The sequence below is a fragment of the Acidimicrobiia bacterium genome (genome assembly GCA_040902765.1).
Classification (GTDB): Bacteria; Actinomycetota; Acidimicrobiia; order Spongiisociales; family UBA11373; genus DATKBG01.
This window is the reverse complement of record JBBDWO010000021.1, coordinates 1-18,741: the sequence shown is the minus strand read 5'-3', so window position 1 is coordinate 18,741 and position 18,741 is coordinate 1. Positions and strand designations below refer to the sequence as shown.

At 68.5% G+C, this 18,741-nt stretch carries 19 protein-coding genes and 1 pseudogene; 19 read left to right on the top strand and 1 reads right to left on the bottom strand.

The window, feature by feature from the left end:
- Window positions 1-154: 154 nt before the first annotated feature.
- From cofG to WEA29_06205, 8 genes and pseudogenes are all read left to right on the top strand, one after another.
- Window positions 155-1,291: a 7,8-didemethyl-8-hydroxy-5-deazariboflavin synthase CofG gene (cofG, locus tag WEA29_06240; GenBank protein MEX2323354.1), complete on the top strand. Its 1,137-nt coding sequence runs from the start codon at window positions 155-157 to the stop codon at window positions 1,289-1,291.
- Window positions 1,288-3,138 (top strand): 5-amino-6-(D-ribitylamino)uracil--L-tyrosine 4-hydroxyphenyl transferase CofH, encoded by a 1,851-nt coding sequence (cofH, locus tag WEA29_06235; protein MEX2323353.1) that lies wholly within the window; start codon window positions 1,288-1,290, stop codon window positions 3,136-3,138. The genes cofG and cofH overlap by 4 nt, the downstream gene beginning before the upstream one ends.
- Before the next feature lie 162 nt (window positions 3,139-3,300).
- Window positions 3,301-4,002, top strand: a complete 702-nt coding sequence (locus tag WEA29_06230) for a DinB family protein (GenBank protein MEX2323352.1) — start codon at window positions 3,301-3,303, stop codon at window positions 4,000-4,002.
- A gap of 323 nt (window positions 4,003-4,325) precedes the next feature.
- Window positions 4,326-5,069, top strand: coding sequence for a tRNA (guanosine(37)-N1)-methyltransferase TrmD (gene trmD, locus WEA29_06225; protein MEX2323351.1), 744 nt, complete (start codon window positions 4,326-4,328; stop codon window positions 5,067-5,069).
- Complete coding sequence (gene rplS, locus WEA29_06220; protein MEX2323350.1) at window positions 5,066-5,422, top strand: 50S ribosomal protein L19; 357 nt, start codon at window positions 5,066-5,068, stop codon at window positions 5,420-5,422. Before trmD ends, rplS begins: the two co-directional genes overlap by 4 nt.
- Before the next feature lie 37 nt (window positions 5,423-5,459).
- On the top strand, window positions 5,460-6,215 hold the full coding sequence (lepB, locus tag WEA29_06215; GenBank protein ID MEX2323349.1) for a signal peptidase I: 756 nt from the start codon (window positions 5,460-5,462) through the stop codon (window positions 6,213-6,215).
- Window positions 6,216-6,410: 195 nt separating this feature from the next.
- Complete coding sequence (locus WEA29_06210; protein ID MEX2323348.1) at window positions 6,411-6,728, top strand: DUF2469 domain-containing protein; 318 nt, start codon at window positions 6,411-6,413, stop codon at window positions 6,726-6,728.
- 26 nt (window positions 6,729-6,754) lie between these two features.
- Window positions 6,755-7,039, top strand: a pseudogene (locus WEA29_06205) (YraN family protein).
- A 3-nt stretch (window positions 7,040-7,042) separates the two neighbouring features.
- Here WEA29_06205 and WEA29_06200 read toward each other — a convergent pair.
- Window positions 7,043-7,246, bottom strand: a complete 204-nt coding sequence (locus tag WEA29_06200; GenBank protein MEX2323347.1) for a hypothetical protein — start codon at window positions 7,244-7,246, stop codon at window positions 7,043-7,045.
- A 220-nt stretch (window positions 7,247-7,466) separates the two neighbouring features.
- On the opposite strand from WEA29_06200, the gene WEA29_06195 reads away from it, so the two are divergent.
- From WEA29_06195 to dxr, 11 genes are all read left to right on the top strand, one after another.
- A complete protein-coding gene (locus WEA29_06195; protein ID MEX2323346.1) occupies window positions 7,467-8,234 on the top strand; it encodes an enoyl-CoA hydratase/isomerase family protein in 768 nt (255 codons plus the stop codon).
- Window positions 8,235-8,280: 46 nt separating this feature from the next.
- Window positions 8,281-9,753 (top strand): YifB family Mg chelatase-like AAA ATPase, encoded by a 1,473-nt coding sequence (locus WEA29_06190; protein ID MEX2323345.1) that lies wholly within the window; start codon window positions 8,281-8,283, stop codon window positions 9,751-9,753.
- Window positions 9,750-10,769 (top strand): DNA-processing protein DprA, encoded by a 1,020-nt coding sequence (gene dprA, locus WEA29_06185; GenBank protein MEX2323344.1) that lies wholly within the window; start codon window positions 9,750-9,752, stop codon window positions 10,767-10,769. The genes WEA29_06190 and dprA overlap by 4 nt, the downstream gene beginning before the upstream one ends.
- 44 nt (window positions 10,770-10,813) lie before the next feature.
- Window positions 10,814-11,707, top strand: a complete 894-nt coding sequence (locus WEA29_06180; protein ID MEX2323343.1) for a tyrosine recombinase XerC — start codon at window positions 10,814-10,816, stop codon at window positions 11,705-11,707.
- A complete protein-coding gene (whiG, locus tag WEA29_06175; GenBank protein MEX2323342.1) occupies window positions 11,682-12,467 on the top strand; it encodes an RNA polymerase sigma factor WhiG in 786 nt (261 codons plus the stop codon). The genes WEA29_06180 and whiG overlap by 26 nt, the downstream gene beginning before the upstream one ends.
- 225 nt (window positions 12,468-12,692) lie before the next feature.
- On the top strand, window positions 12,693-13,457 hold the full coding sequence (gene rpsB / locus WEA29_06170) for a 30S ribosomal protein S2 (GenBank protein MEX2323341.1): 765 nt from the start codon (window positions 12,693-12,695) through the stop codon (window positions 13,455-13,457).
- A complete protein-coding gene (gene tsf / locus WEA29_06165; GenBank protein MEX2323340.1) occupies window positions 13,454-14,077 on the top strand; it encodes an elongation factor Ts in 624 nt (207 codons plus the stop codon). The genes rpsB and tsf overlap by 4 nt, the downstream gene beginning before the upstream one ends.
- Complete coding sequence (pyrH, locus tag WEA29_06160) at window positions 14,074-14,775, top strand: UMP kinase (GenBank protein ID MEX2323339.1); 702 nt, start codon at window positions 14,074-14,076, stop codon at window positions 14,773-14,775. The genes tsf and pyrH overlap by 4 nt, the downstream gene beginning before the upstream one ends.
- Window positions 14,776-14,788: 13 nt before the next feature.
- Window positions 14,789-15,340 (top strand): ribosome recycling factor, encoded by a 552-nt coding sequence (gene frr / locus WEA29_06155; protein ID MEX2323338.1) that lies wholly within the window; start codon window positions 14,789-14,791, stop codon window positions 15,338-15,340.
- A gap of 22 nt (window positions 15,341-15,362) precedes the next feature.
- Window positions 15,363-17,441 carry a phosphatidate cytidylyltransferase gene (locus tag WEA29_06150; protein MEX2323337.1) on the top strand — a complete coding sequence of 693 codons (2,079 nt, stop codon included), beginning with the start codon at window positions 15,363-15,365 and terminating at the stop codon, window positions 17,439-17,441.
- Window positions 17,438-18,577, top strand: a complete 1,140-nt coding sequence (gene dxr, locus WEA29_06145; protein MEX2323336.1) for a 1-deoxy-D-xylulose-5-phosphate reductoisomerase — start codon at window positions 17,438-17,440, stop codon at window positions 18,575-18,577. Before WEA29_06150 ends, dxr begins: the two co-directional genes overlap by 4 nt.
- Window positions 18,578-18,741: the final 164 nt, after the last annotated feature.

Sequence of the window (18,741 nt, the reverse complement as noted above, 5' to 3'; positions counted from 1 at the left end):
GTCTTCCGTCTTCCGTCTTCCGTCTTCCGTCTTCCGTCTTCCGTCTTCCGTCTTCGCTTGCCGGTAGCCGGTAGCCGGTAGCCGGTAGCCGGTAGCCGGTAGCCGGTAGCCGGTAACCGGTAACCGGTAAACGAGTTGTGGCTACCGTTTCACGATGGCCTTTCCCGCCCCTGATCCAGAACTCGCCTCCCGGCTGGTCCGGGGGCACGGCGATGTCGACGGGCTCTTCGCCGAGGCGCGTCGGCTGCGCGACGAGGGCAAGGGGAGGTTGATCACCTACTCGCGCAAGGTCTTCGTTCCGCTGACCACCCTGTGTCGGGACCGCTGCACCTATTGCACTTTCGCCAAGCCTCCCGGTGCCGGCGGGGAGTACCTCGAGCCCGAGGACGTCATGGCGATCGCCCTCGCCGGTGAGTCCCACGGTTGCACCGAGGCGCTGTTCACCCTCGGCGACCGGCCGGAGGATCGCTGGGCGCAAGCCCGGGCCTTCCTGGATCGGCATGGCTGCGCGAGCACCATCGAGTACGTCCGCATGAACACCGAAGCCGTCGCGTCCCGGACCGCCGTGTTCCCCCACGCCAACCCGGGCCTCCTCACCGAGGAGGACATGCGGGCGCTGCGGCCATCCAACGTGTCGATGGGACTCATGCTCGAGAACATCTCTCGCCGGCTCATGGAGCCCGGGATGCCCCACTACGACTGCCCCGACAAGGACCCGGCGCTTCGAGTGGAGACGATCCGCGCTGCTGGCCGGGCACGGGTCCCGTTCACCACCGGCGTGCTGGTAGGGATCGGTGAGACTCCCGAGGAGCTCGTCGACAGCCTGTTCGCCCTTGCCTCCCTCGCCGCCGAGACCGGGGCGGTGCAAGAGGTGATCGTGCAGAACTTCCGCGCCAAGGCGGACACGCCGAAGCGGCGCGACGCCGAGCCCACCGTTCAGTTCGTGGCCCGGGTGGTGGCGGCGGCGCGCTGGATCCTGGGTCCCGGGATGAACCTGCAGGTACCGCCGAACCTGACCGAACGCTTCGAGGTCTACCTCGACGCCGGCATCAACGACTGGGGCGGCGTCTCCCCGCTCACCATCGACTGGGTCAACCCGGAGGCACCCTGGCCACATCTCGACGAGCTGGAGGAGCGGACGTCCGCCGCCGGTTTCGAGCTGCGCCCTCGCCTGCCCGTCTACCCGGAGTTCATCGACGACCGGTGGATCGACCCGACGCTCATGCCGGCGGTGCGTGCCGCCGTCGATGGTGAGGGGTACGCTCTCGCCCCCCGCATGGAGGCCGTGTGATCTCCTTCGTACGCATGCGCCCGTCCGCAGCCCTCGGCCCCGGTTGGCTCGAGGCTCGCCGGGCCGAGGGCACGACCGTGGTCGAGCTCCAACCCGGTCAGGACGGCTCGCCGGCCCTCGCCGCCGATCTGCTCACCGTGGCCACCTCCGGGGGCGACGATGCCGCAGCCTGGGTGGTGAGGCCCGCCGACGCCCTCGCCGTGGACGGTCCCGGCTGGCGGATCACCGTCCTCGACGACGGCGCCGACGAAGCGGTACTCGACGCCCTCACCCGCAGCGGAGCCGCCTACCTGCGCACCGGCCGCAGCACCGTCGACCACGCCGCCGAACTGGTGTCGACCCCCGGCGTGGAGGCCGTGGTATCGGTCCTGGTCGACAGCGTCGACGATGCGGTCCAGGCAGTGGCTGCCGGCGCCGGGGATCTGGTGCTGCGTGACTGGGACACCGAGCGCATCGGTGAGCTGCGAGATGCCCTCGGCGGACGGCTGGTCGAGCGGACCGCCTTCCCCGTGGGGGTTTCCGTCGACGATGCTCGCTCGGCGCTCGCCGCAGAGGTGTTCACCGCGTGGCTGCACCTGGTGGACGGGTCGGGAGCGGCTCGGTCCGGCTACTCCTGGGCACCGGGCAAGGACGAGCCGGCGCCGATGCCACCGCGACGCTACTCGGCCGAGTGGTCGGACGCTGCTTGGATGTCGGCAGCGGCACCCGACGGACTCGGCCACCTCGACCCGGATCTGCGCGGCATCCTCGAGCGTTCGCTCGGCGGCCAGCCACCGACCCAGGACGAGGTGGAGCGGCTGTTTCGGGCTCGGGGCGCCGAGGTCGACGCCATCGCCGCCGTCGCCGACCAGCTGCGCCGCGACTCCGTCGGCGACCGCGTCACCTATGTGGTCAATCGCAACATCAACTACACCAACCAGTGCTATTTCCGGTGCGGGTTCTGTGCGTTCTCCAAGGGACCCCGGTCGCTCAACCTGCGCGGTGATCCGTACCTCCTCGAAGTCCACGAGGTGGTGTTCCGGGCGAAGGAGGCCTGGGACCGGGGCGCCACCGAGGTGTGCCTCCAGGGCGGCATCCACCCCGAGTTCACCGGGGACTTCTACGTCCAGGTGGTCGAGGCGATCAAGCAGGCGGTACCGGCCATGCACATCCACGGCTTCACTCCGCTCGAGGTGTGGCAGGGGGCAGAGACGCTCGGCGTGACCGTCGGCGACTTCCTGGCGAGGCTCGCCGACGCCGGCCTGGGCACCCTCCCCGGCACGGCCGCCGAAATCCTCGACGACCGGGTGCGCCGGTATCTGTGTCCGGACAAGATCACCACCGCCGAGTGGGCCCGGGTGATGATCACGGCTCACGAAATGGGCCTCCGGTCGACGTCGACGATGATGTTCGGCCACATCGACGGTCCCCGCTCCTGGGCAGCCCATCTGGAGGTGCTCCGGCGGATCCAGCGCCGCACCGGGGGCTTCACCGAGTTCGTCCCGCTGCCCTTCGTCCACATGGGGGCGCCGATCTTTCTGCGGGGTCGCTCCCGACCTGGTCCGACCTGGGACGAGGTGGTGCTGGTTCACGCCGTCGCCCGGATCGCCCTGTCCGGGTCGATCGACAACATCCAGGCGTCGTGGGTCAAGCTCGGTCTCGACGGCGGCGCCGCCCTCCTCAGCGCCGGTTGCAACGACATGGGCGGCACCCTCATGGACGAGAACATCTCGAGGGCCGCCGGTGCCTCCCACGGCCAGCTGGCAACCCCCGAGGAGATCGAGGCGGCCATCGAGTCGGTCGGGCGGATACCGGCAAGGCGGACCACCCTCTACGAGACGGTCGTGCCCTCCGACGCGGAGATGTAGAGAGGGACTACTTGGTACTTGGTACTTGGTACTTGGTACTTGGTACTTGGTACTTGGTTCGGCCAGCGTGCGGGATTGTCATCAGAGGGCTGACAGGGCCCGAATGGGCTGAAGCGGTCACCCGAGGGTGAGACCTGAGGCTGGATCTAGTACCGTCACCCGGTGCGGGTGTGGCTGCTTGAGGGACTCCCCGATGCCGAACCAGGGTTTCAGGCATGGGCACTCGACTTCCTTGGTCTTGCCACCTGGGCGTCGACCTCTGCTGTAGTTCTGGAACGGATGCCTGTCAAGTACAACGAGTACCGGGCATGGATGAAGACGCACCGACTCGCCGATCCGGGCCCTGAGACTGCCGTGGAAGTGGTGGACGCGATAAAAGGCGACGAGGTGTTGTTTACACCCGATCGAGAGCCTTCCACCGTGGGGGAGCTCGATCTGGCAGTCCAACTCCTCGAGGCCTCCCGTCGTGACCTGCTGGCGACCCTCCAAGGGCTGCCGGCCAAGGTCCTTGATTGGGATCCGTCATACAAGCGGTTCCTGCCTTGGGCGCGCTGGCGCACCATCCGTCAGGTCGTAGCTCATCTCGCCAACACGGAAACTCACTACTACCTGGCCGCGGTTGGCTTCCGACCACCATCGGCACCAATGTCAATGGAGAGCGACTGGCAGGCCGTTCTCGCTCACCGCAGGGCCGAGGCCTTGGCGTTCCTCGACGGGTTACGTGAAGCCTCTGACCTAGCGCGCATCGACGATGCTGCAGGTTGGTCGGTGCGAAAGGTTCTCCGACGTTTGATCTGGCACGAACGTCTGCATACCAAGAGCATTCGGAGGATCGTGGCGGAATACAGCTATCGACAGCGCTGACACGGCTCGGACAACAGCAAGGAGACACACAGTCCGAACCGCGACTGCACAGTGGCCTCGGCAGGAGTCCTCTCTCCCCCCGTAGGGGGGAGTCCCGTAGGGAGCGGAGCGACCGGAGGGGAGGGGGGAGGGCGAACGCTACGTGGGCCTCGCGACGCGTCTGGCCTCCCCCTCCGTCATCGGCCTTCGGCCGATGACACCTCCCCCTACGGGGGAGGAGAGTCAGAAGCGGATCCGCCGCTATCCGCTCGCCCTCCAACTACCAAGTACCAAGTACGGGTAGGGAACGCTCGCCCGCCTGATGACTCCCTACCCTCTGGTCCATGCGCATTTCCGTGGTGACCATGTTTCCCGGGTTCTTCGAGAGCCCGCTCGGGGTGAGCATCGTGGGGCGGGCTATCGCCGACGGAGCGCTGACGGTCGACGTGGTCGACCTGCGCGCCCACGGCTTGGGTAAGCACCGCCAGCTCGACGATGCGCCGTTCGGTGGGGGGCCGGGGATGGTCATGATGATCGAACCGCTGGCGGCGGCTCTCGAGCCCCTCGCCGACACTCACCGGGTCCTGCTCACCCCTGCCGGCGCCCCGCTCACCCAGGACACGCTCGATCGGCTGGCGGGCCTCGAGGCGATCACGCTGGTGTGCGGCAGGTTCGAGGGCGTCGACGAGCGGGTTGCCGAGCATCTCGTCGACGAGGAGATCTCCCTGGGCGACTTCGTGGTCGCCGGTGGCGAGGTGGCTGCGCTCACCATCGTCGAGGGGGTGGCCCGCCTCCTCCCGGGTGTCGTCGGGAATCCATCCTCAACGGTCTCGGAGAGCTTTCGGGGTGACGGCCTGCTCGAGGAGCCTCAGTACACGCGCCCTGCCGACTTTCGGGGCTGGAAGGTGCCCGACGTGCTGCTTTCGGGCGATCACGCGAAGGTGGACGCGTGGCGGCGAACGCGGCGGATCGACCGGACCCGGCGGCGCCGCCCAGACCTGCTCGACGATTTCTCGCAGTCCGACGGCGAGGACTACCATCCCGCCCGCTCGGACGATCGTGCGAGCCCCCCGGAGGATTCCCGATGAACATCATCGACCAGGTCGAAGCCGCCCACATGCGCGACGACATCCCCGACTTCAAGGCCGGCGACACCGTCAAGGTCAACGTCCGCGTCGTCGAAGGCGGTCGCGAGCGGATCCAGGCGTTCGAGGGTGTCGTCATCGCTCGCAACGGCGGTGGCGTCCGCGAGTCGTTCACCGTGCGCAAGGTATCGTTCGGTGTCGGAGTGGAGCGCATCTTTCCGCTCCACGCACCGATCGTGGCTTCGATCGAGGTCACCCGTCGCGGTGACGTACGTCGCGCCAAGCTGTACTACCTGCGGGAACGCGTCGGCAAGGCGACGCGCATCAAGGAAAAGCGCGACCGAGCGAACCCGTGACGCACCGCTACCGCGGTGCACGGGTATCGTGCCCACCGTGTCCGACCCCGAGTCGATAGAGCCCCTCGCTGGCTCCGGCCGACCCCTCGCCGACCCGGTCGATTCCTTCGAAGCGGACACACCCTCCGACACCGAGGAAGGTGGCAAGAAGCGGCGACGCCGCGACAAGCCGCCCCGACCCTTCTGGGTCGAGCTGCCGCTCCTTGTCGCGGTGGCGCTGGTGGTCGCCGTGGTCGTCAAGACCTTCATCGTGCAGGCGTTCTTCATCCCGTCGGAGTCGATGATGGACACGCTGCTTGTCAACGACCGGGTCATGGTCAACAAGCTCTCCTACCGGTGGGGTGAACCGCACCCCGGTCAGGTGATCGTGTTCGACGACCCGCGTGCGCCCGCCAAGGAGGGGGAGTCATTCCCGGCGGCCGTGCTGCGCAACATCGGAGAGGCGCTCGGGCTGGCGACGCCGGACACCGCGCTGATCAAGAGGATCGTGGCGGTAGGCGGCCAAACCCTCCAGATCCGTGACAACCGGCTGTCCATCGACGGGGAGCTGGTGGACGAGTCATACCTGACTAGGGCGGTGTCGATGCCCGACTACGGCCCGATCACCGTTCCCGACGGATTCGTCTTCGTCATGGGCGACAACCGCAACCGTAGTGAGGACAGTCGGAGCTCGCGGTTGTGTCCCGAGGCCCATCTCTCGGACGGGACCCGCTTCTGCCCGATCTCCGAAGATGAGATCATCGGTCGAGCGTTCGTCCGTGTCTGGCCCCCCAGCCGCTGGGGAGGGCTATAGGGCGGCCTCCGGCCGCCCGGCCAATAGCTCATGGCTCATGGCTCATGGCCAGGGTCGCCCAGTCCTCGGCCCGAAGGGCGCGGTGACTCCTCTGGCTGGTGGCTGGTGGCTGGCGGCTCTCTTTTCTGTCCCACCGACTGCGTACAACGGTTGGTATGTCGGTAACATCGCCATCTTCCGTAGGAGAGCCACCGGGTGAGCGAAGAAGACCTCGAGCGTTACGAGTCGGACGTCGAACTGCAGATCTACCGCGAGTACCGAGACGTCCTGCCGATGTTCCGGTACGTGATCGAGACGGAGCGCCGGTTCTACCTGGCGAACCAGGTCGATCTCAACACTCGCGACGCGGGCGGGACCGTGTTCTTCGAGATCCAGCTCGACGACGCCTGGGTCTGGGACATGTATCGCCCCGCACGGTTCCTCAAGTCGGTGCGGGTGCTCACCTTCCGCGACGTCAACGTCGAGGAACTGGAGCACGCCGAGCTCGAGCTGCCCGAGCCCGACGAGATCTAGCGCTAGGCGCATTCGGCGAGGCGGTCGCCCTCGCCTTCCTCCTACGGCGGGGGGCCACGGTCATCGCCCGCAACCTGCGCGTTGGTCGCGGCGAGATCGATCTGCTGGTGCGCATCGACGGGGTCGTGGTCGCTGCCGAAGTCAAGACCCGGTACGGAGCCGATCCTCTCGTTCAGATCACCGAGGAGAAGGAGCGTCGGATGCTCGACGCCGCTCGCAGGGTGCGTCCGCGACCGGCCCGAATCGATGTCCTGTCGGTGGAGTTCGGTGCCACTGGGGCGACGGTGCGGTGGATTCGCGGCCTGTCGTGATCCTCAGCGGCGGGCTCGGAGTTCGATGAACCAGCAGGCCCGATGCCAGTGACGCCTCAGGTCCGGGTAGTCCTCCGGGATCACCACGAGGTGACCCTCCCCGGCAGGGATGATGCCCTGACAACCCGGACAGAGGTAGGCCTTCCGGGCGTTGTATGGCTGCACCGGGGTGACGACCTCCGGTCCCAGTGATCGACCTATGGCCACGCCACGGCCCACAGGACGAGCAGCACCGCCACGCCCAGTGCGGCCACCACGAGGACGACGTCGGCGGTCCGCCGCTGCTGCTTCCGAAACGGGTTGAACCCCATGAGCCGATGATGGCAGACAGCTACCAGCTACCGGCTACCAGCTATCGGCCAGACTGAAGTTCTGGCTGTGAGCTGTGGACTGTTAGCTGTGAGCTCTTCTTGTATCGTCCTTCGCGATGTTCTCCACGCGTGACGACGGGCCGGTGCGCTGGCTGACGATCTCGAACCCCGGCCGACGCAACGCCGTGCCGATGGGCTCGTGGCGTGACCTCGCTGCGGTATTCGACGACTTCGAGGCATCGCCAGCCCGGGTGCTCGTGATCACCGGGGACGGTGAGGACTTCTGTTCCGGCGCCGATCTGAGCGACCTGGGGGGTGCCGCGTCGACCACCCGCGCCTACGACGCCATGACCGATGTCGGCGCCGCCGCCTCGGCGCTCCACCGGATCACCAAGCCGACCGTCGCCGCCGTCGACGGCTACGCGGTCGGGGCGGGGATGAATCTCGCCCTGGGCTGCGACATCGTGATCGCCAGCGAGCGCGCTCGGTTCGCCGAGGTCTTCGTCAAGCGCGGCCTGACCCTCGACTTCGGCGGCACCTGGGTGCTGCCCAGGCTCGTAGGTCTCGCCCGCGCCAAAGAGTTGGCGCTCACCGGTCGCACGGTCGAGGCCGCCGAGGCGATGGCGATGGGCATGGTGGCCCGTGTCGTGCCCCCGGCCGACCTGGCCGGGTCGGCCGCATCGTTGGCCGCCGAACTGGCAGCCGGGGCTCCCCTCGCGCAGCGGTTCATCAAGACGGGCCTGGACACCTCAGCGGGCAGTTCGTTCGATGACGGGCTCGCTTACGAGCAGGCCGCCCAGTCGTTGCTCTTCGGTACCGCCGATGTCGTGGAGGGCATGGTCGCCTTCCTGGAGAAGCGACCCCCGGAGTTCGAAGGCCGCTGAGTTCGTACCCCTGGTTTCTGTCCGGGGCGTCCCATACCTTGACGCGATGTTCGCTTCGGTCACCTCTGCCACCGTCGTCGGTGTGGAACCGCGGGCCGTTCGGGTCGAGGTCAGCCTGGCCACCGCTCAGCGCGAGACCTTCACGATCGTCGGCCTCCCCGACACCGCGGTACGCGAGGCACGCGAACGGGTGCGCGCTGCGATCACGGCCACCGGGCTGCGTTTTCATCGTGGGAAGGTGACGGTCAACCTGGCACCGGCGGATGTCCCCAAGGCCGGCTCGGCTTATGACCTGCCCATCGCCCTCGGAGTCGCCGCCGCCCTCGGCGAGGCGCCGCGATCGTGTCGGGAGGTGGTGGCGCTCGGCGAGCTCGCCCTCGATGGGACGGTGCGCTCGGCTCGCGGTGCCCTGGCCGCGGGCATCGTCGCTCGTCAGCGCGGTCAGCGATGCCTGCTCGGGGTGTCGGCCCTGGCCGAAGGGGCACTGTCCGGCGCCGAGGTGACCGGCGTGGACTCACTGGCTCAGGCCATCGCGGTAGTGGCCGGAACGGATCCGGGCACCACCGACACCGCCCCGACCCCGCCATCCCGAGATCCTGCGGTCGATCTGGCATCGGTTCGAGGTCAAGAGGTCGCCCGGCGGGCCGTCGAGGTGGCCGCCGCCGGTGGGCACCATCTCCTCCTGTCGGGGGCGCCCGGATCCGGCAAGACGATGCTCGCCCGAGCCTTGGCAGGGGTGCTGCCGGATCTGACGGAGCACGAGGCGCTCGACGTCGCCCAGGCTCACGCCGCCGCCGGAAGGCCACCGTTCCTCGACGCCCGGCCCCCATTTCGCAGCCCCCATCACACGGCCACGCCGGCGGCGATCATCGGCGGGGGGTCGGGCATGCCGGTGCCGGGGGAGTTGACCCTCGCCGACCGCGGCGTGCTGTTCCTCGACGAGCTCGCCGAGTTCCCGCCCTACCTGCTCGACACGCTGCGTCAGCCCATCGAGGAGGGGGCGGTCCACGTCGCCCGGAAGGGCGCATCGGTCAGCTTCCCCTGTCGGGTGCAGGTGGTGGCGGCGACGAACCCGTGTCCGTGCGGCTTCCACGGGGACTCGCGCTCGCCGTGCCGGTGTGCGCCCGCTGCGGTCGGCCGGTATCGGGCCCGCCTCTCCGGCCCCCTGGTGGATCGGTTCGATCTGCGGGTTCCCGTGCATCGGGTGGAGCCAGCCGAGCTGCTCGGGCCAGGTGGCGAAGCGACAGCGTCGGTCAGGGGGAGGGTGGAGGTGGCGCGCCGTCGCCAGATCGACCGTGGCGTGCTCAACCGGGCTCTCGACCGCGACGCGCTCGACGCCCTCCCGTGGGATCCCGACGCCCACCGGCTGGCGACCCGAGCGATCGAGCGCTTCGATCTGACCGCCCGGGGGTGGGACCGGGTGCGCAGGGTGGCTCGAACCATCGCCGACCTCGCCGGGGACGACTCGGCGAACGCCGATCACATGGCCGAGGCGCTCGGGCTTCGAGGTGCGGTGTGAGTCGTGACGATCGGCTGCGTCTCGCCTTTGTCGGGCTGCACCCGGCGCGTCATCGTGACCTGGTGGCCCGCCATCGCACCGCCGGTGCGGTCCTCGCGGCGATTCGGGCGGGAGGCGTCGACGGGGTACCTCCTGCAGTCGTGCGGGCACCAAGCGAGTGCCGAAGTGCTGTGGAGGAGGCGGGCGCGGAGACGGTGTTCCTCGGCGATGGCGCCTACCCGCCGTGGCTCGCCGGGATCGAGGACCCGCCGGATGTGTTGTTCGTCCGGGGCCGTCTCCCCGAGCGTATGGGCGTCGGCGTGGTGGGTACCAGGCGATGCACCGGGTACGGGAGGGCTCTCGCCACCGGATACGGCCGGGCGATCGCTGCGGCGGGCTGGGTCCTCGTCTCGGGACTCGCCCGGGGGATCGATGCCACGGCACAATGCGCCGCGGTGGAAGCGGGAGGCCCGAGTGTGGCCGTCCTCGGATGCGGGGTCGACGTGGTGTACCCCCGGGAGCACGCCGACCTGACGACCACCATCCTCGACGGCGGTGGGGCCGTGATCAGCGAGTATCCGCCGGGGGCGCGTCCCCTAGGCTGGAGGTTTCCGCCCCGCAACCGGATCATTTCAGGGCTATCGGCGGCGGTCGTGGTGGTGGAATCGGCGGTCCGGGGTGGCGCCTTGGTTACTGCTGCCCGCGCTGCCGAGCAGGGCCGAGCCGTGTTCGCGGTGCCCGGCGACGTGGGCCGCGCCGCATCGGTCGGGTGCAATCTCCTGATCCGCGATGGGGCCGGGCCGGTGCTCGATCCCGCCGACCTGGTGGAGGCCCTGTCGCTGGTACTCGGCCCGCCGGCAGTTCGCCCCGTCGCCGCGGCGGTGGGGCAGCCGAAGATGTTCGCTCAGGCGGGTGTTCCGATCGACGAGTTCGGCGCCGCTCTCGGTCTCCATGGTTCCGAGCTGCTCGCCCTGCTGGGGCGCCTGGAGCTCGAGGGAAAGGTCAGGCGTCAAGGCGATCTGGTGATGCCAGCCTGAAAGCGGTCGTTGACCGCGCCGCTCCACCCGGCGACGATGGGCGCGTGGCGAACCTCCCCCGGACGCCCTCCTGGGCCCGCCAGCCCGTTCAGGCGTTCCTCGGCCGGATGTCCGACGAGCGCGGCCTCTCCGCGCACACCATCGCCGCCTACAGACGCGACCTCGCCCAGTTCTTCGACTTCTGTGACCGCCTCGGCGTGGACTCGGTGGATGCCGTCGACCGACGCGCCGTCCGCCGGTTCCAGGCCAATCTCGTTACCAGGCGCTACGCGCCGGCGTCGGTGGCGCGCAAGGCGTCGGCGGTGCGGGCTTTCTTCGCCGACGCCGTCAAGCGTGGCGGCCTGGCCGCCGACCCGACCCATGCTCTGCCGTCCCGGAAGAAGCCGCTGCGCCTTCCGCGATCGGTCCCCGAGCGGGCCCTCGGATCGGGTCTGGACGCCATCGATGGAACCGACCCGATGTCGTTGCGTGATCGGGCCATCCTCGAGGTGCTCTACGGGACGGGTGTGCGGGTGTCGGAGCTCGTCGGCATGCAGGTGGACGACGTCGATGGGGTAGACCTGGTCCGGGTGATGGGCAAGGGTTCCAAGGAACGCGTGGTCCCGCTGTCCGGTGAGGCACGCCGGGCGGTCGATCGCTATCTGGCCCGGGGACGACCTGCGCTTGCTTCGGCCGGGGCGGGCAGGGCGCTGTGGGTCGGGGCGCGCGGGGGACCATTGGATCAGCGGGGGATCCGCCGCGTCGTGTCCGGTCGGATCGGCACCTTCCCACACGCTTTGCGACATTCGTTCGCCACCCATCTGCTCGAGCATGGAGCCGACCTGCGCACCGTTCAGGAACTGCTGGGTCATGTTGAACTGGCCACCACCCAGACATACACTGCCGTGTCCCTCAGCCACCTCAAGGCGACCTATGAGCGATCGCATCCGCGCGCCTGAACCCTCAGAGCAGGACCTCGAGGGGTACTGGCGCCGATTCAAGGAAACGGGGGACAAGGCAGCGCGGGAGGGACTCATCATCCACTTCTCGCCCCTGGTCAAGTTCGTCGCGGGCAGGGTGGGTGTCGGACTGCCACGGAGTGTCGAACAGGCAGACCTGATCTCCTACGGGATGTTCGGGCTGATCGATGCGATCGACAAGTTCGACCTCGAGCGTGGCTTCAAGTTCGAGACCTATGCGGTGCAACGGATCAAGGGAGCGATCCTCGACGAGCTGCGCGCCCTCGACTGGGTGCCGCGATCGGTGAGGGCGCGTGCCCGCGAGATCCAGCGTTCCCTCGACGAGCTGGAACACCGTCTGAAGCGATCGGCAACCGAAGAGGAACTCGCCGAGCACATGGGTGTCGCCTTGGAGGCCTTGCAAACGCGTCTGGGTGAGATCGCTTCGCTCGGATTCGTCGCCCTGGACGAGCTGCTCGACCCTGGCGACCGTGGCTCGGCGACCCTTGGTGATCTGCTCTCCGATCCTCAGTCGATGGATCCAAGCGGCTCGTTCGAAAAACAGGAGACCCGGTACTTCCTGACCGACGCCATCAGCCGCCTCGCCGACCGCGAGCGCCTGGTGGTGACCCTGTACTACTACGAGGGTCTGACCCTCGCCGAGATCGGCGGCGTGCTCGGCGTCACCGAGTCACGCATCTGCCAGATTCACACCAAGGCCGTGATGAGCCTCCGCAACCGAATGATGGAGCCAGGATAAGAACCAGCTCTTGGCTTTTGGCTCGTGGCCAGAAGTGTTCCGACAGGTCGTGGGGGTTCTGGCTAATGGCGAATTGCGAATTGCGAATTGCGAATCGCGAGATCGCTCTACACTCGGCTCCTAACCACACGCCCCATACGCCGTCCCTCTGCGGTCGGATCGTGAGATCCGGATGAGGGGTTCCAGCGGCCGGGGCGAGAGACCAACCGCAACGAAGGAGGAACGGTGGCCGCTGTCACCATGAAACAGCTGCTCGAAGCAGGCGTGCACTTCGGGCACCAGACCCGGCGCTGGAACCCGAAGATGCGTCCCTACATCTTCTCCGAGCGCAACGGGATCCACATCATCGATCTGCGTCAGACCCTCGAGGCGACCGAACGCGCCACCGCCTTCATCCGCGACCTGGTCGCCGGCGGCGGTGTGGTCCTGTTCGTCGGTACCAAGAAGCAGGCGCAGATGGTGGTCCAGGAGGCGGCTACCCGCTCCGGGATGCCCTACGTGAACCATCGCTGGCTCGGCGGGATGCTCACCAACTTCCAGACGATCCGCCAGCGCATCCTGTACATGCGCGAGCTGGAGCAGATGGACGACACCGGCGTGATGAACGCCCTCCCCAAGAAGGAGCGTCTCAAGCTGCGGCGCGAGCTCGAGAAGCTGCGCGCCGTGCTCGGCGGGGTTCGCGACATGCAGCGAGCACCCGATGCGGTGTTCGTGATCGACGTGCGCACCGAGCGTATCGCCGTCACCGAGGCCAGCCGTCTCGGGATCCCGGTGGTGGCCGTGGTTGACACCAACTGTGATCCCGACGATGTCGACCATGTGATCCCCGGCAACGACGACGCGATCCGCGCCGCTCAGCTGATGGGGTCCGCTATCGCCGACGCTGCCCTCGAGGGTGCCGAACTGGCCAAGGCGAAGCGCAAGGGCGCCGACGATGCGGCCGCTGACGATGCGGCCGCTGACGATGCGGCCACGGTGGAGGCGTCGTGACGACGATCACCGCCCAGGACGTCGCCGCGCTCCGAAAGAAGACCGGCGCCGGCATGATGGATGCCAAGCGGGCTCTCGAAGAGTCCGCCGGCGACCTCGAGGCCGCCGAGCGTCTGCTCATGGAGCGCGGGCTCGCCTCGGCACGCAAGCGCGCCGACCGCGCCGCAGACCAGGGCACTATCGGCTCGTATCTGCACTTTCAGGCCGATCGACCGGTGATCGGCGTGCTCGTCGAACTGGTCTGTGAGACCGACTTCGTCGCCAAGAGCACCGAGTTCAAGGTTGCGGCCAACGACATCGCCATGCACGTCGCCTGGGCGCGGCCCCGCTGGTTGAGCCGTGACGAGGTGCCCGACTCGGCGATCGACGACGAGCGGTCCATCATCACTGCTCAGGCGCGCAACGAGGGCAAGCCGGAAGAGGTCATCGCCAAGATCGTCGACGGCAAGGTCGGCTCCTTCTACGCCGACACCGTGCTCCTCGACCAGACATTCGCCAACGCGGAGAAGTTCGCCGGTACCGTTGGGGATATGGTCGAGGCACTCGGGGTGCAGATGCGAGAGAACATCGCGGTTCGTCGCTTCAGCCGCCTCGGTGTGGGGGAGGACTCAGCAGAGTGACCAGGGTCGCCCTCAAGCTGTCGGGAGAGTCCTTCGCAGATCCGGAGACCGGCTACGGCATCGACCCGAAGACGGTGCAGCGGCTGGCCACCGAGATCGCCGAGGTGTCGTCTGAGGGGCACCAGATCGCCATCATCGTGGGGGGCGGCAACATCTTCCGCGGCCTGTCCTCGGCGGCGGCGGGCATGGACCGCGCCAACGCCGATTACATGGGAATGCTGGCCACGGTGATCAACGCCCTGGCATTGCGCGACGCCATAGAGGGCGCCGGGGCCCCGGCCCGGGTACAGACGGCGATCGGCATCGCCCAGGTGGCCGAGCCGTACATTCGGCTGCGAGCCATCCGTCATCTCGAAAAGGGCAGGGTGGTGATCTTCGCCGGCGGTACCGGAAACCCGTTCTTCACCACCGACACCGCCCTGGCGCTGCGCGCAGCCGAGATCGGCGCCGAGATGGTGCTGAAGGGAACCCGGGTGGACGGCGTTTATGACGCCGACCCGGAGCAGGTTCCCGACGCCCAGTTGCTACCCGACCTGAGCTACATGGAGGTACTGGAGCGGGGACTCCGGGTCATGGACAGCACCGCCATTACGATGTGCATGGACAACGGCCTCCCGATCCGGGTCTTCAACATCACGGTCCCCGGGAACATCGCGCGGGCCGTACGGGGCGAAGCGATCGGGACGCTCGTCCGCTGAGAGGAGGCGAGCGGTGATCGACGAACTCCTCGCCGAGGCTTCGGCGAAGATGGACCAGGCGGTGGCGCACGCCCAGAGCGAATTCGCCACCATCCGCACCGGTCGGGCGAATCCGGCGCTGTTGCAGCGCGTCACCGTCGACTACTACGGCGCTCCCACGCCCCTCCAGCAGCTGGCATCGATCTCGGTTCCGGAGGCGCAGCTGCTCGTCGTCCAACCCTTCGATCCCGGGTCGGTCAGTGCTGTCCAGAAGGCGTTGCAGGCTGCCGGTCTCGGCCTCAACCCCTCCAACGACGGCTCCGTGATTCGCCTGTCGTTTCCGCCGCTGACCGAGGAGCGCCGTAAGGAGCTGATCCGGGTGGTCCGCAACATGGTCGAGGAAGGGCGGGTCGCCGTCCGTAACATCCGTCGGCACAGCAAGGATGAGATGGAGGCCCTCGAGGGTGAGGTCTCTGAGGACGACATCCACCGCGGCGAGGCGCGCCTTCAGGAGGTCACCGACCAGCACATCGCGCGGCTCGACGATCTCCTCGCCCACAAAGAGGCCGAACTGCTCGAGGTGTGACCGGCGTCACCGAGGAGGCAGGGTGAACGACAGCGGAGACGACAGGACCGGCGGGTACGACCCGGAAGAGTCCTCGCCCGACGCCGACGACCTCGTCTTGAGCGACTCGTCCGACGAGCGCGACTGGAGTGACTCCGAGGCCGAGGAGATCCCTCCCCCCGTCCCCGTGGGCGACACTGGCGAGTTCGTCGACCTCCCGGCGTGGGCGACCGACGCCACCCACGCCGCCGAGCACGTTGAGTCCCGTGGCTTCGATGGGGACTCCGAGGTCGGGTCCAATTCGGCGCCGGTGGACCTGGATCCCGACTCGTACGATCGTGAGCAGGAGACACTCTTCGAGGTCGCCCCCGAAGTCGTAGAGGAGCCGGGTCCGGTCGACGACGCCTGGGAACCCGCTCCCGCACCCGACCCCGATGGTGAGGACCCACCGACCCCCGCCGTCCCGCCTGCCGACACCGACATGCCTCATGGCGTCGCCACGGCGCGTGCCTACGAGGCCCTCGGAGCCGAGGACGGCCAAGGCCTCTACGACTGGGATGAGTTCGTGGGTTCACTCCCTGCGTCCCCGGCTGCGCCCGGGCATTCGGGTGACGGGCCACCCGAGGAGATGAGTCGCAAGGAGCGTCGTCGCGCCCGCAAGGCGGCCCGGGCCGCGGAGAAGGGCGCCGCCGTGGGTGCGGAGGAGGGTGGCCGGCCACGACACCGCGACGAGCCAGGAGAGTCCGAGACCGACGCCTGGGTGGAGGCGGATCCGAAGGAGACTGCCTGGCTGCGTGAGGGTGTTCAGGAGGAGGACCCGCCAGAGCCGGGCTCGTCGGTGTTCGCGCCGTCCCCGCCGTGGACCGACGATTCGCCGCCGTCCCTGCCGCCGCCGCCGGCCCGCCCGGAGGAACCGGTATGGCTGGCCGCCGAACAGCCGCTCGTCGACGACCCCCCGCTGCCAGCCCGGGAGGCCGCAGCGTTGGCCGCGGACCCCCTGGACGACGAGATGGGCGGCGAGGACGAGTGGTTCGACGAGGTGCAGGACGATGACGACCTGGATGGGAGACAGGACGACAGCCCACCGGCGGTCGTCATCGATGACGACGCCGAGCTGGACCTCGACGCGGACAGCTACGCCACTTCGGCGACGCGGGAGCATCGCGGCCTCGCCGAGGCGATGTACCAGGCTGGCGACGAGGACCTGGAGTGGCAGGCGATGTCGGCCTCCATGCCCGGCCTCGGGACCGGGGTCATCGGCTACGACGACGTGGCGGACCTCGGCGGCGATGAGGAGGACACCTACGTCGAGCGGACCCGCTCCGATCTGGGGACCCGGGTGTTCACCGGACTCGTGCTCCTCGGCCTGCTCCTCGGGTCGATGTGGGTCGGGCGCGAGGCGTTTGCCGTGTTCATCGGGCTCGTGGTGCTCATCGCCCTCATCGAGTACTACACGGCGCTGCGTCGAGCCCGACTCCGACCGATCGCCCTGTTCGGTTACCTGGGGGGCCTGGGGGTGTTGTTCGGCGTCTGGTTCCATGGCCCGCTCGCCATCCCGGTGGTGCTGTGCCTGGTGGCCGTGGTCACCTACTTCGTCTACGCCTTCGCCCCGCTCGGTCGCGACGCGCTCACCAACGGCGGGTTGACCCTGCTGGGAGTCGTGTGGGTTACCGTCACCGCCTCGTTCGCGTTCCCCTTGATCAAAGCGCCCGGGTTCCACGCGCTCATGCTCACCGTGGTGGTAACCACCGCCGCCATGGACATCGGCGCCTACGGGTTCGGTCGCGTGATGGGGCGCCGCCGCCTCGCCCCGCTGGTGTCACCCAACAAGACGGTGGAGGGGCTGCTCGGTGGGATCGTCGCCACCTTCGGCGCCGCTGCGGGGATGTCGTTCGTCTTCGAGGAGATCTCGCTGGCTCACGCCCTCGCGCTGGCCGCGGTGGTGTCGGTGCTCGCCCCGTTGGGCGATCTCGCTGAGTCCATGTTCAAGCGGAGCATGGGCATCAAGGACATGGGGGTGATCCTCCCCGGGCATGGCGGCATCCTCGACCGGATCGACGCCCTCCTGTTCGTCGTTCCGGGGGCCTGGGTGCTGTTCACCGTTCAGGGCCTGGCCGGGTGACGCCAGTCGTCGTCCTCGGTGTCACCGGCTCCATCGGCAGGCAGACGCTCGAGGTGTGTGATCGGCTCGGGCGGCCGGTGGTAGCGATCGCCGCCGGCCGGGGATCCAACGACCTGCATGCGATCGCCACGGCCCGTCCCGAGGTTCGGGTGGCGGTCGCCGCCCCCACCGGCGACGAGCGGGAGCGCTTCACCGCCGATCTCGGAGAACGGGTTTCGTTCGGCTCGGAAGCCGTAGCCGAATTGGCGGCGATACCGGATGCCACCGTGGTCAACGCCATCGTCGGCGCTGCCGGACTTCGGGCCTCGGCGATCGCCCTCGAGTCCGGCAACCGGCTCGCCCTGGCCAACAAGGAGAGCCTGGTCAGCGCCGGCACGGTGTTGCTCGACGCCGCTGCCCGCGGCGGGGGCGAGCTGATCCCCATCGACTCCGAGCACAGCGCACTCTTCCAACTGCTCGACGGCGAGGATGCCGACTCGGTGTCGCGGCTCGTGCTCACCGCATCCGGCGGACCGTTTCGAGGACGCCCCCTGGAGGACCTCGAGGAGGTGACGGTGGAGGAGGCGCTCGACCATCCGACCTGGTCGATGGGGCCCCGGATCACCATCGACTCGGCGACACTCATGAACAAGGCGTTCGAGGTGATCGAAGCGCACCATCTGTTCGGCGTGTCGTACGACCGCATCGGCGTCGTCATCCACCCGCAGAGCATCGTCCATGGACTCGTCGAGTTCTCCGACGGCTCGTATCAAGCCCACCTGGGCGCGCCCGACATGCGGGTCCCGATCGCCTATGCCCTCGGTCACCCGCAGCGTCTGGCGTTCGACCCCAAGCCGTTCTCCCTGGCCGGCGCGGTGCTCGAGTTCCTGGAGCCTGACCTCGATCAGCTCCCCTGCCTGCGCCTCGGCTACGAGGCCGGCAGGAGCGGCGGGTCGGCTCCGGCCGTGCTCAACGCTGCCGACGAGATGGCCGTGCGCGCCTTCCTGGAGCGCCGCATCGGCTTCACCTCGATCCCAGTCGTGGTGGAGCGCACCCTCGCCGACGTCGAGCAACGCGAGCTGGCGACGGTCGACGACGTGTTGTCGGTAGACGCCGAAGCGAGGTCGGTAGCCGCGATGCACATCGGGATTTGTTGAACAGATGGCAGAACGCAGACTGGGGACGGCGGGCGGCCCTCAGACTCTCTCCCCCCGAAGGGGGGAGTACCGCCGGGAGCAGAGCGAGCGGCGGGGAGGGGGGAGGGCAAACGCTACGTGGGCCTCGCGACGCGTCTGGCGGGGGGGGGGGGGGGGGGGGGGGG

What these genes read in the sequence shown, in the direction of transcription:
- cofG (MEX2323354.1), top strand. Translation starts at nt 155, where the DNA reads ATGGCCTTTCCCGCCCCTGATCCAGAACTCGCCTCCCGGCTGGTCCGG.
- trmD (MEX2323351.1), top strand. Translation starts at nt 4,326, where the DNA reads ATGCGCATTTCCGTGGTGACCATGTTTCCCGGGTTCTTCGAGAGCCCG.
- rplS (MEX2323350.1), top strand. Translation starts at nt 5,066, where the DNA reads ATGAACATCATCGACCAGGTCGAAGCCGCCCACATGCGCGACGACATC.
- WEA29_06195 (MEX2323346.1), top strand. Translation starts at nt 7,467, where the DNA reads ATGTTCTCCACGCGTGACGACGGGCCGGTGCGCTGGCTGACGATCTCG.
- WEA29_06190 (MEX2323345.1), top strand. Translation starts at nt 8,281, where the DNA reads ATGTTCGCTTCGGTCACCTCTGCCACCGTCGTCGGTGTGGAACCGCGG.
- whiG (MEX2323342.1), top strand. Translation starts at nt 11,682, where the DNA reads ATGAGCGATCGCATCCGCGCGCCTGAACCCTCAGAGCAGGACCTCGAG.